We start from the raw sequence: 14,867 nt of genomic DNA, 5'->3' as shown, positions 1-14,867 counted from the left end.
TGCGGTCATCGGCTCTGCAAATTCTTCGCGTATTCTGCCCGACTGGTGGAATGGCACGGAAACAACTGAATGCTTTGAGTAAGATGGGCTGAAGCTAAGGACAAAATCCTCGTGCGAGAGAGTTCATCGCGAACATTGGTCATCATTCAATATTCAAGATGTATTACAACTAAATCTTTATAAGGAGTGCCCAATATGGCAGCACAAATCTGGTATGAACAAGACGGCGATCTCTCTGTGCTCGAGGGTAAGAAGGTCGCGATCATCGGTTACGGCTCACAGGGCCATGCTCACGCACTGAATTTGCGTGATTCCGGTGTCGACGTGGTGGTCGGTCTGCGTCCTACCTCCAAGTCCGTCGAATTCGCCAAGGAGCAGGGACTTGAGGTCAAGTCTGTGGCAGACGCGACCAAGGAAGCCGATGTCATCATGATTCTGGCTCCTGACCAGTTCCAGCGCACGATTTGGGCCAACGATATTGAGCCCAATATCAAGCCGGGTGCGGCAGTTGCTTTCGCACACGGATTCAACATTCATTATGGCTACATCAAGCCAAGCGAAGACCATCCGGTATTCATGGTCGCGCCTAAGGGACCAGGCCATATCGTCCGTCGTGAATATGCAGCGGGCCGTGGCGTGCCGGTGGTTGTGGCCGTCGAGCAGGATCCGCGTGGAGACGGTTGGGATCTGACCTTGGCTTATGCCAAGGCACTGGGAGCTCTGCGTGCAGGCGCCATCAAGACCACCTTCAAGGAAGAGACCGAAACCGATCTCTTCGGTGAGCAGAACGTGCTTATGGGTGGCGTGAACAAGCTCGTCGAAATGGGCTTCGAAGTGCTTACCGACGCCGGATATCAGCCAGAAATCGCCTACTTCGAGGTTTGCCACGAGTTGAAGATGCTGGTTGACCTGATGAACGAAGGCGGTCTGAACAAGGCTCGCTGGTCCTGCTCCGATACCGCTCAGTATGGCGACTACACCAACACCGTGATCGGTGAGGACTGCCGCGAGCGCATGCAGTACCATCTGAAGCGCATTCAGGATGGTTCCTTCGCCAAGGAATTCATCGACGATCAGGATGCCGGCGCTCCTCACTTCAAGGAACTGCAGGAGAAGTACAGCCACGAGAGGATCGAAGAGGTCGGCCCGAAGCTGCGCGCTATGTTCTCCTGGAACAAGGATGGCGTCAAGGATCAGGACGAGGCCCAGTCCTTCAACGGCAAGATCGCTCGTACCCAGGTGCAGTGATTCGCCTTGCGTGAGATCGGCTGAGAATGGCTGAATAAGCGCTAGTTTTGCAGTGTGCCGTACCGGTAGCAATAAGCTATTCGGTGCGGCACACTTGCGTTATTGGCGGGTTGTCAAGGATCGTTAACAACCCGCGATTGGAGATATGCCGCGGGTGCGGATTCCTGTGACCAGGCTATTCCAGCGTGAAAGTGAGCGCAAAGGTGAATTGCTCGGCATCCAGCCTGTACCGGGGGTCGAGTGCAGGGCCGCAGCTATTCGAACCGAGGCCACTTTGCATATAATCCAGGCACAGCACCGTTGAATCGCTGCGTTCCAGTTCATGCAGATGCTGCTTTGCAGTCAATTCTTCCTGGGTGTACGGCAGGATCTGGCAGTCGAAGGTCTGCATTGCGGTGGTGGTTTCGGTTGTATCGGATGGCAGAGCCGCGGGCGTTCGGATTGCTTCGGCTGACTGTGCATCCCCTACGACTGAGATTCCGGCTGCGGTAAGCGTGTAATCACCGTCGGTTATGCTCATCCAATCACAGTCATGGTGGTTGCCATTTTCCTGCGGTTTCAGGTATGGCTCAAAGAATGAGTCAGGAGTGCCCGAGAAGATGCCGTGATAGCTGGCGTGATGCTTGTCTACGTAGCTTTCCTGCGGGCCAAGGCCGCAATACAACACATCGCGCATGGTTGGGGGAAGGAACAGACGCAGTCCAAAACGCGGGAGGAACGGAAAGTCGGTGTTGCGCAGCACATTCATACTCATGCTCACCGTGCCGTCCAGCGTGATGGTCCATTGTGTGTCAATGTCTGCAATACGCTGTACGATGGGCGCCACCAACGCCATGCGAGCATGGATGGAGATGCTGCTTGCGTTTTGGGAAACGATATTGACCTCATAGGCGCGAGCGTATGCGCGGTCATATTGCGCACGCTCCCAGTCATGCCTGATATATCGGTCGTTATCGGTTGGCGCTCGCCAAATATTGAGTTCCATAGGGCGATCGAGCAGGTTGTGGTTATTCCATGACATATTGCGGAACAAACCCGTCCGTTTGTCCAGTTCATATCTGAAATCAGGGCTCCAGACAATCAAGCGCGATGCATCCTCTTCAATATGCATGGCTTTATCGGCGGCCAACTTGCTGTCGAAGTGTGCATGAGCACCAGACTGTTGGAGTTGGGAGCTCGCGGTTTGAGCGGCAGAATTAAGTGCGGTATTGGTGTTAGCGTCGCATGTCAGGCTGAGTCTATCAGCGATATCGACCACATATTGATTCCGGGGATTGACTGTATGCAGAGCTATTTCATCGCATCCCAGCTCCTCGCCTGGCATGAGGCGTGCATCCATGCGCCGGTATGAGCGTACGATAAGCGAGGCTTTCCCTGCATGTGGAATGGCCTCCATCACTTCTTGGGGTATGTCGATCGTGCTTTCCCCATGAGGTGCAATGGACGGGCATTGCGGGGTGTAATTGCCCGGCATGGATTCGCGCATCGCCGCGCCCGCCTCGGGATCCTCTTCCCAAGCAGCCCATGCGATGGAGTCGCCGTCCACAATCAATTCAAAGGTGAGGAAGGCATATTGCGCCGCATCGAGGAAATCCAGATAATTATGCAGGGTGACGGTTCCCTCGTTCTGGTTCACAGCAGTAACTCGCAGCGGGCGGAAGACATTCTTGAATTCCAATAGCCCGGTGTGCACAGTTCGATCGGGATACACCAAGCCGTCCATGCAGAAGTTGCAGTCATGGGGATATTCGTGTGAATCGCCGCCGTATGCATATATGCGGCGCCCATCGGGTGTGGTGCCACGGTCGATGGCATGGTCGCACCACTCCCAGACGAAACCACCGATAAAGCCATCGTAGCGTTCCATGAGAGTACGGTAATCTTCCAAGTCTCCCGGGCCGTTGCCCATGGCATGGGAGTATTCGCACATCACATATGGTTTGCGCCCATTGTCGCCGTCATCGCCGTTGCTGCCATCTCCCTGCGGGCCCTCTTCGCTGAAATACCGTTCGATCTCGTCGAATGGCGGATACATGCGGGAGTGCACATCGAGATTGCTGAAATCGTATACACGGTTATCGCTCACATATCGAGCGCTTTCATAATGGGTGAGTCGGCTGGGATCGAATTGCTTGGTCCAGGCCAATGCCTCTTCAAACGTGCATCCGTAGGCGCATTCATTGCCCATGGACCACATGATGATGCTGGCATGGTTCTTGTCGCGTTTCACGCATCGACGGACACGATCCACCGTGGATTCGGTGAAGTCAGGATTGTCTGCAATGACCGTGTTCCACCGTTTTGAAGTGGCTTCCCAGCTGGTGTCCTGATGGATCGTGGCTGTGGTGCCGTGGCTTTCGTTATCTGCCTCGTCGATGACATAGAATCCGAATTGGTCAAAGAAGTCATAGAAATGCGGCGCACTGGGGTAGTGGCTGGTGCGCACTGCGTTGACATTATGCGCTTTCATGATGGAAAGATCTTCGAGGAACTGCTCTTGACTGATCACCGGCCCTGTTATGGGATCGCTGTCGTGGCGGTTCACGCCATGCAGCTTCACCGGATGACGGTTGATGGTGAGCACATTGCCCTGGACCGATACTTCGCGAATGCCTACGGGGAGTGTGATGTACTCGTTCTCGGTGCTCAGAACCAATGTGTAGAGATACGGCTTTTCGGCATTCCAAACAGTGGGATCGGGAACTGACAACTCGATTGTGGAGGCCCACTGGGGTTGGTCAGGCCAAGATCGGCGGTTTTCGTCAGCGGTCCCGCTGAGCGGGGTTCCTTCCGGGCTGACTTCTTCCGCTGTTGCCTTGCGGGGGCTGTCCAGCGAACCGGCAATCAGGTCACCGTCCGCGGAATACAACTGTGCGGTTACGGGAATGGGAGAGGAATCGAGGAAGTCGAGCTCAATGCGAACCTTTGCCGAGCTGGGCACTGCCGGTGCAGATTCGGAGGCTATCGCTTCGAGGGCGAGCGCTTCGGATTGGCTCAACCAATCGATGGGCGTGGAGACGAAGAAATCTCGAATGGCATGTCGAGGACGGTTAATGAGGTACACATCGCGGAAAATACCCGACATGCGGAATTTATCCTGGTCTTCAAAGTAGCTACCATCGCACCATTTGAGTACTAGCACCGCCAAAGTATTGGTGCCGTCTTCGATGGTCGTGCTGATCTCGAATTCGCCGGTTGAATGCGAGACTTGCGAGTATCCCACGAATTTGCCATTCAGCCATACGTAATAGCAGGAATCCACGCCTTCAAAATTCAGGAATACCCGAGGTGCCGCTTCGTCGTGCGAATAGGAAAATTCGTGGATGTAGACGCCGCAGGGATTGTCATGCGGAACGTATGGCGGATCCATGGGGAAGGGATAATTGACATTGGTGTATTGGTGGCGGTCTTCGCCATGCATCTGCCAGACACCGGGGACCGGCATGGTGTGGAATCCGGAAGAGCGGTCGGCGCTCGATGCGGCGAAATCAGATTCAAAGAATGCCGGTTCTCCGGCTTTATGTGCTCGCTCGATCTCGGCGTCCAAGTCATACAGGCTGTTGTAATACGCGAAATCCCAATCGCCATTCAACAGTGTGAAGCGGTCGGATTGTGTCCGCAATTCTCCTGTGGTATCAGTGGGCAGGCTTGAAGGGATGAAATATGCGCGGTTCGGCATGGTATTGACATGCAAGGTATTGAGATCTTCGAAGTAGGACGGGATGAACATGCCATTGCCTTTCTTGAGGATATGCTGCGGTGCACCGTTTACCTATTATGCCGGCACGGGGATATATGTCGGGGAATCTGTGACGGCGGTTGCTGAAATAGATAAGTTTCGGACTGATAAACAGTTATGGATTGCGTAATAACAAAACCGGTTAAGTTAATTAACGAATGGTAATTATTGCAACAGTGCGCTGTGGAAATATCTTAATAGTGGCTGATAAGCCATAAATTACAACGGTTGTGCACGCTTCAATATCGATTATGCAAAGTCGTGAAACATCGGCTATTGCGAATGATTGCTATAAAATCCATCAAAATCAACTTAACCGGTTGACAAAGCATTTTTTCGGTGTTATTCTCAATTTATCTCAACTGAAAAACCCCAAATGGAGCGGTTTCAGGGAGGTGCGCGGCGGCGGTTCACGGGTGAACGGCATCGGTGCACAGCGGATCGGGATTCAACGCCCCGGTCATCGTTTCAGTCGAAAGACCAACGAAGGAGACAGGAATGATATCAGCGAAGAAAATTGCAGCGGCGGCCATCGCAGGCCTGTGCGCATTCAGCTTGGCGGCCTGCGGGGGTTCGTCGTCCTCATCAAGCGGCACCAGCCTTAAGTACACCGATATTGATCTGGGAACCACCGGAAAAGACATCAAGACCTCAATCAAGCTTTACACTCAGCGCACTGATATGGCTCAGGATTCCTATCCTGGCACTTCCTGGAAGGAATATATCGCTGAATTCAACAAGCTGTATCCCGATATCGAAGTGAATGTCGAGGCCGGCACGAATTACGGCGACAGCGCCATGACCCGTCTGCAGGGCGGCGACTGGGGCGACATCATGATGATTCCGGCTATCGATAAGGCTGAATTGAGCAATTACTTCCTGTCGTATGGAAGCACCGATGGCATGGATAAGGTCATCAAGTACGTGCACGACAAGGAATACAAGGGCGAAGTCTACGGCATTTCCAGCACCGGTAACGCCATGGGCATTGTCTACAACAAAAAGGTCTTCCAAGAGGCCGGCGTCACCGAATTGCCAAAGACACCGGAAGAGTTCATCGGCGCATTGCAAGCTGTGAAGGACAAGACCAGCGCCATTCCGCTTTACACCAACTATGCTGCAGGCTGGACCATGGGCGCATGGGATGCCTACATCGGCGCTACAGCAACCGGCGACGCCAAATACATGAACCAAGAACTCGAGCACACCAAGGATCCGTTCTCCGATCCCGGTGACGACACCCATGCATACAACGTGTACAAGATCCTGTATGACGCTGTTTCTGACGGACTGACCGAAGACGACTATTCCACAACCGATTGGGAGAGCAGCAAGGCCAAGATGAACAATGGCGAAATCGCCACCATGGTGCTGGGCTCCTGGGCAGTTTCCCAGATGAAGGATGCAGGCGACAACCCAGACGACGTCGGCTACATGCCATTCCCGATCAGCGTGGACGGCAAGCAATACACCTCCTCAGGCGCTGATTACGCATACGGCATCAACAAGGATTCCGACAAGGATCATCAGGAAGCTGCCATGATCTTCGTCAAGTGGATGACCGAGAAGTCCAACTTCGCATACAACGAAGGCGGCATTTCAGTGGCCAAGGACAATGACACGCTTCCTGAGCTTTATGAGGACTTCGGAGATGTTGAGTTCGTGGTGGACGAGCCGGCTTTGGATGGCGAAGAGGATCTCTTCAACACTCTGAACACCGAATCCGAGTTGGCCATCAACGCCGGTGGCGATGCACGAATCCAGGCCATCGTCGAGCACGCAGCCAATAAGGATCAGAGCTACGACGATATGGTCAACGAGTGGAATAGCAAGTGGAATTCCGCTCTGGAAAGCGAAGGCGTGGAAGTCAAGTACACCACAGTAGCCAAGTAATCCACGGATCCACACATATCAGGGCGCGGCATCTACGGTTTGCCTAGCAGCCGCGCCCTCACCATGACCATTCTTACAACAACGGCGCGAGATGTGCGCACCGGATGACCCGCCTCGAAGACGACGGTTCATCACCCAAGAAGCCGAGCCAAGTCGACCGGTTATCAGCATCGCCAATACACTCCAACATTCAAAGGAAAGGGGATGTCATGTCTTCGGGAACCATTGCTCCGAACGGCAGCGCAGACATACCGTTCAATACCTACCGCCGTGATTGGCGAAAAGGGCTCACCATCGTCGCTTTCAGTGCCATTCCGGTGGCCTTGCTGGTCCTCTTCACCTATCTTCCCTTTGGAAGCATGGTTGGATACAGCTTCTACCGCATGAAGTACATCGGCACTCCAAAATGGGTGGGCTGGGAGAATTACATCCAGGTCTTCACCCGTCCCGATACGCTGTCATCGCTCAAACTCAGCGTCTATTACATGATCGGCGCATTGATCCAGGTGGCACTCGCTCTGTACCTGTCAACGATTTTGGCATTCAAGGTGCGCGGCGGCAATGTGTTCAAGGGCATCTATTTCTTCCCCTACCTGATCAACGGCATCGCAGTCGGCTTCATCTTCAAGTTCTTCTACACTCGCGGATTCGTTTTCGATACGGTTTTGCAATGGTGCGGCTTTGACCTCAACAACCTACCATACTGGCTGAAAGATCAGTCCATCAATAACTGGTCCCTTGTGGGCGCATCAATATGGCGATATCTGGGACAGAACGTCATCCTCTTCATAGGCGCCATGATGTCCATCGACCAGAGCATGTACGAAGCGGCTGAAATCGACGGCGCCAATAAGTGGCAGCAGTTCCGTCATATTATTCTTCCGGCATCAAACCATTCTGGTGCTCAATATCATTCTTTCCATTACCGGCTCGCTTTCGGCATTCGAAGGCCCATACGTCATCACAACCGGTGCCAACGGCACAGCAACATACTTCGTGCGTATGGATCGCCTGGCTCATGTCAATCAGAAGGTCGGTCTGGCATCCGCGATGGCCGTGGTATTGCTGATCATCATCTTGATATGCGCGCTCTTGCAGCAGGTCTTCTTCAAATACGTGTTCAGAAATGCCGATGACGGTGTTGCCAAGGCTCGTAAGCAGGCAGCGCGTTCCGCACGTCAGCGCCGTCGCGTTTCGGCCAAGGCAGCCCCATTGTTCCGCAATGGAAAACGGGCGAGTGGGCAAGTCGCCGCGATCGCAACGGCAGAGAGGAAGTAGGTGGAGTCATGAGTGATGTAACCATGCAAGCGCAAGTCAGCGCCAGCAAGCCCCATATCGGCAAATACGAATTGAGCTGGTACAACATCAGGCGCAGCATTCTTGTGGCCTTGAAGTATTTCAGCCTGATTTTCTTCGCCTTCTGCTTCCTGCTTCCTGTGGTCAGCTGTGTCGTGACCGCCGCGAAGACCGAGAAGGAATATCAATCCACTTCGGTTATGCAGGCACCTGAAAACTGGTTCAATTTCGATAACTACGTGCAGGCATTCAAAACCTCGAATATGGGGCTCGCCTTCGTGAATTCCATAATCGTGTTGGTGTTTGTTCTGGTGGTCACCACATTGATCGGAACCCAGCTGGCATATGTGCTCAGCCGTTTCACCTTCCCCGGCAATACGATTATCCGCGGTATGTTCGCGGTGGCCGCCCTGCTTCCAGGCATCGCTATGCAGGTGTCCTTGTATGCCATCATGGTGCATCTGAATGCGGTGAACACCCTATGGGGCTACATCCTGATGATGTGCGGCACCGATGTCATCTCAATTTACGTGTTCATCCAGTTCTTCGAAAACATTCCGGTCTCGTTGGACGAGTCCGCAATCGTGGATGGCGCTTCGTATTTCACGATCTACTCGAAGATCCTGCTGCCCTTGCTCAAGCCGGCAATCGTGACCTGCATGATTTTGAAGGGTGTGGGCGTCTACAACGAGTACTACGCCGCAAACCTGTATCTGCAGGACAGCAAACTCAAGACCATCGCCATCGCGCTGTACTCCTTTACGGGACCTATGGGAAGCAAATACAACCTGATCTGCGCAGGCGTCATCATCACCTTGCTGCCCATGCTGATTCTGTTCCTGGTCTTCCAGAAGCAGATCTATAACGGCATTGCAGCTGGTGCCGTGAAGGAATAAGCATACGACGGATTGTGCTTGCGGACGGTGCAGTGCCGCAAGCGCCTATGAATCTTGGTGGCGGCCGACTTGATATGGCAGCCGCCACTACGGAAGAAGGAGCATTATGACTACCACTCCCCAAACATTCAGCCCATTGGACAGTGATTGGCGCGTTCGAGCGCTCAATCCTCAAGTGGCGCCAGAATCCCTGCAAGATACCTTGGCTGCCGGTGTGCCGGCCCAGGTCCCCGGCGAGGTGACCTTGGACCTGCAGCGTGCAAGCCTTATCGATGAGCCTTTTGATGGTGACAACGAGCGCCATCAGCAATGGATTGGCGATGTCGATTGGCAATATGAAAGCACGTTCGACTGGCAGTCCAAGGGTTCCCAACGCGTTGACCTGGTGGCGTATGGACTGGATACCGTGGCGACGGTGAGTCTCAATGGCCGAATTGTCGGCGGTGCGAATAACTATCACCGCTCGTACCGTTGGGATGTTCGTGAGCTGCTGCAGCCCGGCCGGAATGTGATTACGGTGGCGTTCAGCTCCTCGGTCCGTGAATCGGATGTGCGTGAGCAGCGCAATGGCTATTATCCGCATACCGAGCACCATGCATTCAACCAAATTCGTAAGCCTTCATATCAATTCGGCTGGGATTGGGGCATCGATGTGGCTTGTGCCGGTATCTGGCAGCCCATCGGCCTTGATGAATGGTCGGGTGCGCGAATTTCCGCGGTGCGTCCGCTGGTTGATATTCGTCCGGACGGCACGGGTGTGCTCAACGTCACGGTGGAAATCGAAAGAGCCGGAGTTGGCAGGGTTCCTTCGCCTGACAAGGCGCTACAAGGTCAAGAAGCCATTCCTGTCAGTCTGAGTCTGCGCGATGGCAACGATGGTCGAGAGGTGCTGGAGCAGATTCCTCAGGGGCGCAATAGCGTTGTCTTGACCATGGAAGTCCCCGATGTGAAGCGTTGGTGGCCGCTCGGTTATGGCGATCAGCCACTGTATGATCTCACGGTCGAAGTCGGCTCGGCTGGTTCCGATCGCCGCCCTGCATCCTGGGAAGGCAAGGTCGGTTTCCGTACGGTTCGCGTAGATACCAAGGCCGATGCGACCGGTAGGCCTTTCCAGATTTATATCAACGACGTTCCCGTTCATGCAAGGGGATACAACTTCGTCCCGGTGGATGCCTTCATGACCCGTGCCACACGGGATGTGTATGCGCAGCGCTTTGCGGACTTGGTCGAATCCAATTCGAATATGGTCCGGGCATGGGGTGGCAGCATCTATGAGTCCGATGACTTCTATGAGTTGGCGGACGAACTGGGTGTCATGGTCTGGCAGGACTTCATGCTGGCTTGTGCTGCATACGCTGAGGACGCCGATACCCGTGCGGAAATCGAGGCCGAAGCGCGAGAACAGATCAATCGTTTGAGCTTGCACCCCAGCTTGGTGGTATGGAACGGATCCAACGAGAATTACGTGGCATACGCTGAATGGTTCGGTTTCAAGCAGGCTCTGCGCGATGACGATCTGCCGGCGAATGAATATGGATACGGTGAGAAGGGTTGGGGTGACTTGTACTACTCTCATCTCTTCCCACGGCTGCTCGATGAGATGGATCCGACCAGGGTGTATCTGCCCAGCTCGCCCATGAGCTTCAGCAAATACACCTCTCCGAATCTCGACACCGACGGCACTATGCATATCTGGGATGCGTGGAATCGCGAGGACTACCGCGTGTATGCCCAATACACCCCGCGATTCGCCGATGAATTCGGCTATCAGGCGCCACCGGCCTGGAGCACATTGACACGTGTGGTCCATGATGAAGTGCTAGAGCCATTCGGCGATCAGATGCTGGTGCACCAAAAGGCCAGCGGTGGCAACTACAAGCTGGCCCGCGGTATGCGTTCGCATTTGACTCCGGGTCATCTGGATGACGTGAGCTACAAGGAAGACGGCACTCGTGATTGGCTCATTCCCACCGATAACTGGGATGACATCGAAGATTGGCATTGGGCATGCCAGTTGCAGCAGGCGCATGCCTTGCGTTTCGGCGTGGAGCATATGCGCTCGCTGGAACCCGTGAACGCAGGCGCCTTGATCTGGCAGCTCAACGATGACTGGCCTGTCGTGTCCTGGGCAGCAGTGGATTATTATGGCCACCGCAAGCCGCTGTGGTACGCATCCCGTGATTTCTTCGCACATCGTTTGGCAACCATACAGCCCCGTATTTCCGACAAGGTGTGGAAGGATCTGAGCTGGGAGGGCAAGAAGCCCGAATGCGACACTTTGGCATTGGTCCTTGCCAATGACACTCGTCAGAAGTGGTCCGGAACCTGGCTGATCCAGCGCATTCGCCTTGACGGAGAGGTTTTGGCCGAGCAGCGGGTGGATGTGATTCTGCGTCCAGTCGATCATCAAACCGTGTTCCTAGACGAAGAGGTTCGCAAGTTTGAAGATCCGGCCGAGGAGCTTATTGTCGCGACTCCGCAGGTTGAAGATGGAGTCGAAGGGCCTTCTTTCGCCCGTGCCATCTACAACGCGGCAGAGGTTATCGACCAGAAGCTGGACATCCGGCCGCTCAAGGCTTCGATCGAGGCCGAGGAAGGCGGGTATGCGCTCACTCTGGAAGCTGTGGGCTACGCTCGAGACGTGTTCTGCATGGTCGATAAGGTCAATGCTCAGGCTCGTGTGGATGAGGGGATGGTCTCCCTGCTTCCCGGCGAGAGCGTGCAGTGGCATATCGCATCCGAGCAGGTTGACGATCCGCAGCAATTCCTCGCATCATCGGTTTTGCGCACGGCCAACGATCTGAAGCATGAGTAAGCCGCGTCCGCGATGAAAGCTCAGGTGCCTCAACGTTCATGCGGTGAGGCACCTTTATTATTGTGACGTGCTCGTCGAAGAGTTGAGTAGTTGGAAGTATTCATGATACGGTCGGCAATCGGATGTGAAGCGCTTACGTCCTTGGGGATACTTGGTTTTCCCTTATAGTTGGCAGTACAATAGAACGACCAAGTGGTCGAGTAGCGGGGTGTTTATGGCGTCGAAATCAAAAGTGACCATATCGGACGTCGCACAGGCAGCTGGGGTTTCCAATAGCGCAGTGTCATATGCCTTGAATGACAAGCCTGGCGTATCTGAGTCGACACGGGAGAAAGTGCTTAAGGTCGCGGAATCCATGGGGTGGAAGCCCAATAGCGCGGCGAAAGCACTGTCGGATGCGAGCACGCGCACAATAGGCATGGTTATTGTCACCGATTCGCGCGTTTTCGCTGTGGAATCGTATTTTATGGAACTGCTTGCAGGTTTGGGCGAAGAGCTCGAATACAACGATTACTCATTGCTTATCCGTGTAGTCAACAATCCGGACAGCGCCATGCGCATACACCGCAATTGGATAGCCGCGGGAAGCGTCGATGCCATGATCGTGCTCAATGTGGAGATAGGCGATTCCCGCATTGAACTCTATAAGCAGCACCCCGAAGTGCCGGTATTAGCCATTGCCGATCCTTCGGTAACCAAGGGACTGCCGGCGATAACCAGCGACGATACCTATGGTTCGCGGCTTATCGTGGATTATTTGCACGAGCTGGGACATAAGCATATCGCGCGCGTCGCGGGCCCTGAACGTTATGCGCACACCTTCATTCGAGACCGTGCATTCATGGCCGAGGCTTCGGCTATGGGTATGCGATGCGATTCCCTGCATTCGGATTATTCGCCAGAGCAGGGCCGGGATTGCACCAATAGATTGCTTGCCTTCGCTGACAGGCCGACTGCCATAATCTATGATAATGACGTTATGGCGGTTGAAGGGTTACATGTGGCTCAGGAACAGGGGCTGATTGTGCCCGATGACCTGTCGATTGTGTCATGGGATGATTCATTTGCCTGCACCGCAACAACGCCTTCGATCACAGCCTTATGGAGAGATATTCCGCGGTTGGGTTCCAAGGCCGTTCCTATGCTGCTGAAAATGATCAATGGCGAGCCGGTGGAAAATATCATGGAATCGCCGTATGAAATGCGTCAACGCGGTTCGACCGGAGCGCCGAATGCTGTTTCGGATGACGAATAGCCGTAAGTGCCTGTATTCATCCGTGGCGGTGGCATCTGGGTTATCCGGCAGGTATCAGCGTCATTGCAAGGAGACGGCGTTGCGATGATGTCGGCATCGTCCGTGTTATCAGTCTCTTGCACATGGCTGCACCCATACTCGATTGCGCGGTCAGGCCGTTCAGAGAATGCTATGCGAATGCCGTCATTCCTCCGTTTTGGATGTTGGATTGGCAATACGCTGAATGAACCATGCGCTGATGCCGGTGAATAGCAGGCTCCAGAAGAACACAACAAATCCCAACCCCCATGGGAATATCACGGCGATGACGACAGGAAGTGCGTTAATAACGGTGATGCAAAGTGCAGGAATCGGGCGTCGTAATGCCTGCAGAGCGGAATTCCTCACCTGATTCCATGCGGAGGCATTGCTGCGCGAAGCGTTGGGGAAGACGAATGCAGTCGCAAGGGTCACCACGAAGGTGAGTGCGATGCATACTCCGTAGCCCAATGCCGCCATATCGGTACCACCTGCGCCATGACCCAGATACCACAGATCAAAGCTTGCCAAGGCGTAGAAGGCGAGGCTCATAAGCGTCAAGGCAAGCGAGGTGGAGAAACGTCTGGTGAATAGTGAGAAAAACTGGTGAAGGACTCGGGCGCCATCGTCTTCTTGGATATTGCGGATCGTGCCGAAAAGCGCCGAGGTCGAAGCCCCTATCGTGACAATCGGGATGCAACATAGTGTCCATGCGATATTGAGGAGTGCAAGGTCTCCCACAGTCGACATCGCAGTAGTGAAACGGCTGTCCTGTTGGAACATATTCATGGACTTACTCCTTGTTGCGCTTTGTTGCGGCTCGTCGTGTTTTTGGTATTCATCTATTCTTCGATGTTCGATCTGCATTCCAGCTCTGTGTGCGATGGGATTATTCGCTGCTGATGTCGAGATAATCGATGAACTGCCGAGACTGCGCGAGGTGGCGTGAATCTTGAGCCAGTCCCACCAGATCCTCGCTGTCCGAGCCGATAAGACTTGAATCCCAATGCTCGGCATGAGCCAAGGAAATTCCGAAAGCTTCTTCCGCCCCCTTGCCTGATCCATCGTAATCCAGATCATCTTCGTGGCTGTCATCAAATCCTGGGAATTTGACCATTGCATCCTTGAGCAAGGCGTGCTGGGAAACGGTGAGCGTTTGCGTCAGATCGGTGAGATAACCGTATCCGGCGAGAGTTACAAAAGCGTCACGTGGTGCGATGATCACGTCTATTTGAGCATTGCGCAGCAGGGTTTGCAACTTGGTGAGTCCGCCCTCGCTTAAGTCGAAATTGGCATCGATGAACACGCCTCCATTGCGGCCATTCTGCAGTCCGATGGCCTCGGCTATGGCATTTTGCCATTGCGATACTGAACTATCCGAGGCGTCTGCATTGATTATCGCCACATACAATTGCGGCGAAGCTTTGGGGGTGAGCAGTTGGACTGCAAGGAAGATGACCACGGCAAGAGCGGCAAGAACCGCAGCAGTCCTCAATGCAAGCTGCTCGCGAAAATAGCGCCAGCGTTGGGATCCTTGCAATGACACGAACATATGCCATCGGGAACGTGGCAGGGGCGCGGCCTGGGCTGCCAAATCATGCACGGCACGATTCTCTTCGTCCGATGTAAGCGCCGATTGCATATCGTTAGGCTGTGCGTTCTGGGCGTCGTCGCCTGGAGTGTGAAGCATGTGCATATGGTCATCCT

10 protein-coding genes are annotated in these 14,867 nt (G+C 54.1%); 7 read left to right on the top strand and 3 right to left on the bottom strand.

Features of this window, described 5'->3' with window-relative positions:
* Positions 1 to 195 precede the first annotated feature (195 nt).
* Positions 196 to 1,248 (top strand): ketol-acid reductoisomerase, encoded by a 1,053-nt coding sequence (ilvC, locus tag BITS_RS07185; protein ID WP_026641711.1) that lies wholly within the window; start codon positions 196 to 198, stop codon positions 1,246 to 1,248.
* Positions 1,249 to 1,423: 175 nt separating this feature from the next.
* Here the strand turns inward: ilvC and BITS_RS07180 are convergent, their stop codons facing one another.
* The gene (locus BITS_RS07180; RefSeq protein ID WP_026641710.1) at positions 1,424 to 4,978 is read right to left on the bottom strand and encodes a glycoside hydrolase family 2 TIM barrel-domain containing protein; all 3,555 of its coding nucleotides are present in this window, start codon (positions 4,976 to 4,978) and stop codon (positions 1,424 to 1,426) included.
* A gap of 260 nt (positions 4,979 to 5,238) precedes the next feature.
* On the opposite strand from BITS_RS07180, the gene BITS_RS09260 reads away from it, so the two are divergent.
* From BITS_RS09260 to BITS_RS07155, 6 genes are all read left to right on the top strand, one after another.
* Positions 5,239 to 5,592, top strand: coding sequence for a hypothetical protein (locus BITS_RS09260; protein WP_160249597.1), 354 nt, complete (start codon positions 5,239 to 5,241; stop codon positions 5,590 to 5,592).
* Positions 5,486 to 6,880, top strand: coding sequence for an ABC transporter substrate-binding protein (locus BITS_RS07175; protein ID WP_193345823.1), 1,395 nt, complete (start codon positions 5,486 to 5,488; stop codon positions 6,878 to 6,880). The genes BITS_RS09260 and BITS_RS07175 overlap by 107 nt, the downstream gene beginning before the upstream one ends.
* 209 nt (positions 6,881 to 7,089) lie before the next feature.
* The gene (locus BITS_RS07170) at positions 7,090 to 8,016 is read left to right on the top strand and encodes a carbohydrate ABC transporter permease (protein WP_238556565.1); all 927 of its coding nucleotides are present in this window, start codon (positions 7,090 to 7,092) and stop codon (positions 8,014 to 8,016) included.
* 150 nt (positions 8,017 to 8,166) lie between these two features.
* Positions 8,167 to 9,072: a carbohydrate ABC transporter permease gene (locus BITS_RS07165; RefSeq protein WP_081693481.1), complete on the top strand. Its 906-nt coding sequence runs from the start codon at positions 8,167 to 8,169 to the stop codon at positions 9,070 to 9,072.
* A gap of 106 nt (positions 9,073 to 9,178) precedes the next feature.
* Positions 9,179 to 11,887 (top strand): glycoside hydrolase family 2 protein, encoded by a 2,709-nt coding sequence (locus BITS_RS07160; RefSeq protein WP_026641706.1) that lies wholly within the window; start codon positions 9,179 to 9,181, stop codon positions 11,885 to 11,887.
* 214 nt (positions 11,888 to 12,101) lie between these two features.
* Positions 12,102 to 13,142: a LacI family DNA-binding transcriptional regulator gene (locus BITS_RS07155; protein ID WP_026641705.1), complete on the top strand. Its 1,041-nt coding sequence runs from the start codon at positions 12,102 to 12,104 to the stop codon at positions 13,140 to 13,142.
* Between the two features lie 183 nt (positions 13,143 to 13,325).
* On the opposite strand, the gene BITS_RS07150 is transcribed toward BITS_RS07155, so the two are convergent.
* Positions 13,326 to 13,949, bottom strand: a complete 624-nt coding sequence (locus tag BITS_RS07150; RefSeq protein ID WP_051264307.1) for a YesL family protein — start codon at positions 13,947 to 13,949, stop codon at positions 13,326 to 13,328.
* A 100-nt stretch (positions 13,950 to 14,049) separates the two neighbouring features.
* The gene (locus tag BITS_RS09255) at positions 14,050 to 14,850 is read right to left on the bottom strand and encodes a hypothetical protein (protein WP_160249596.1); all 801 of its coding nucleotides are present in this window, start codon (positions 14,848 to 14,850) and stop codon (positions 14,050 to 14,052) included.
* Between the last annotated feature and the right edge of the window lie 17 nt (positions 14,851 to 14,867).

This window comes from Bifidobacterium tsurumiense (assembly GCF_000741765.1).
GTDB lineage: Bacteria > Actinomycetota > Actinomycetes > Actinomycetales > Bifidobacteriaceae > Bifidobacterium > Bifidobacterium tsurumiense.
This window is presented reverse-complemented; position numbering and strand designations above follow the sequence as displayed.